At 41.8% G+C, this 2,364-nt stretch carries 1 protein-coding gene; it reads left to right on the top strand.

What is annotated here, in order from left to right; translation table 11 throughout:
• Nucleotides 1–255: 255 nt before the first annotated feature.
• Nucleotides 256–2,364: acyl-CoA dehydrogenase (locus ACEW8U_RS10090; protein WP_373521914.1), on the top strand; the 2,109-nt coding region annotated here is incomplete at its 3' end.

Here is a 2,364-nt window from a genome sequence, read left to right on the forward strand (position 1 = left end):
AAGCTCCAAATTGATGAGTTGTCCAAATGGAGAAAGATAAAAAGCAATAACCCGGAAATAGGAGAACCTCTGGTAAAAAAATTGCTGGAAATCACCACTGCTTTGGCCAGTGGTCTGAAAAACACCGGCTGATATTAAAACAATCCATTTACTTAAGATACCGTAATAGAGTGTACGACTTAAAGTTCAAAACAGAACTAAAAACTCTACTGAATTTCCAAGTTCACATTTCTTTAATGCCAAAAAACCAAAGACATGCTCCATTCCAAACATATTACAGATAACCCAAAACTCTATATATTTTTACCTTTATATTATACCCTTTGGTCAGATGGTGTATTGACTCCTTCAGAACTGAAACGAATCAATTCATTGATCGAAAAACAATCTTGGATCAACGAAGATGAAAAAAGCTGGCTCCTCTCCTTGTTAGACCCCTTAAAACCCCCAAAACCCAAGGACTTCAAATCTTGGAAGTCTGCTGTCAAAAAACTGGAGCTGAACAATTTGCCAAATCTATATGAAATCGGGAAAGCCTTGGCTGCCCATAATTCAGGCAAGAAAGTACTAAATTTCGAATCCAACCTTCAGGCCGACTTTCAGGAAACAGAGTTGGCATTAGGTCTTTTGAGCAGGGAAGCAGGATTCACTTTTAAATCGGACCATAAAACCGTCACCACAGAGTATCAAAAAGAAAGTAATTTTGATATTGGGCTAATGACTTCATTAATGGATGGAAGCCAATCCAACTTGATCAAAAATGTAAAAAGGGTTATCGCTGATCCCACTTTTGCTTACAGGGAATACGACAGCCTTCTGGACTACAGGGAACAAGTCTTGCAATGGTGTCAGGAATTGGCCAAACAGGGTTATGGTTCCTGGGCCTTCCCTGAATATACCGGCGGAAAAGATGATATGGAGGGTTACTTTACCATCATGGAAACTTTGAGCTATCATGACTTGAGTATGGTGATCAAGTTTGGGGTACAGTTTGGACTTTGGGGTATGAGCATTTTCTTTTTGGGAACAGAAAACCACCATAAAAAATACCTCAAAGACATCGGAAGCCTGAAATTGCCTGGTTGCTTTGCCATGACCGAAACAGGCCACGGCTCCAATGTGCGGGAATTGGAAACGACAGCCACTTACAATCACCACGACCAAACCTTTGTCATCCATACCCCAAATCCTGAAGCAAGAAAAGAATATATCGGAAATGCTGCCCTTCATGGACAGGCTGCAACTGTATTTGCCAAGCTGATCATTAATGGGGAAGATTATGGAGTCAATGCATTTGTGGTTCCCTTAAGGACATCAGAAGGGAATAGCATCAAGGGAGTGAGGATTGAAGATTGTGGCAGAAAAATGGGCCTAAATGGCGTGGACAATGGCGTTATCTATTTTGACCAAGTTGTCATCCCAAAGGAAAACATGCTGGACAAATTTGCAACTGTCAATGAGCAAGGGGAATTTGAAAGCCCCATCAGTTCAGATAACCGGAGATTTTTCGTTATGCTGGGAACTTTGGTAGGTGGCAGAATCGGAATCCCACGATCAGCACTTTCTGCCAGCAAGACAGGTTTGACCATAGCCATCAGATATGGTGAAAACAGAAAACAGTTTGGTCCCGAAGGTGGAGAGGAGGTGCCTATTCTCAATTACAGGATGCATCAGAGAAGATTGATGCCGCCTTTAGCCAAATCCTATGCCCTGCATTTTGGCTTGAAGTATCTCACCCGAAGATTTTTGGACAGGAAAGAAGAGGATGCCCAGGAAATAGAAGCTCTTGCAGCCGGGCTCAAATCCTATGCAACATGGTTTACTACTGCCACACTTCAGGAATGCAGGGAAGCCTGTGGCGGAAAGGGATATCTTTCCGAAAACCGGATTGATGCGCTCAAGAATGATACGGATGTGTACACGACTTTTGAAGGTGACAATATTGTCTTAATGCAATTGGTGGCCAAAAATCGACTGACCGAATTCAGGCAGGAATTTGGAGATATGAATATTTTTACTATTTTCAATTTTGTAGCCAACCAAGCAAAGACTTCATTTATTGAGAAAAATCCTATTATCATTCGTAGTACTGACAAGGACCATCTCTTGGATTTTGGTTTTCACCTCAGTGCTTTTACTTACAGGGAAAGAGCCATTCTGAGCAGTGCAGCCCAAAGGCTCAAAAGGCATATTGATGAGGGGATGGACTCTTTCGATGCATTCAATGTGGCACAACACCATTTGGTCAATGTAGGCAAGGCTTACATTGAAAGGGTAGTTTTGGAACAGTTCCAAAAACAAGTCCACGAAACAACAGATGAAAAATGCAAATCAGCACTGACACAACTTTGTCAGTTATATGCC

The organism is Aquiflexum sp., assembly GCF_041751335.1.
Lineage (GTDB): Bacteria > Bacteroidota > Bacteroidia > Cytophagales > Cyclobacteriaceae > Aquiflexum.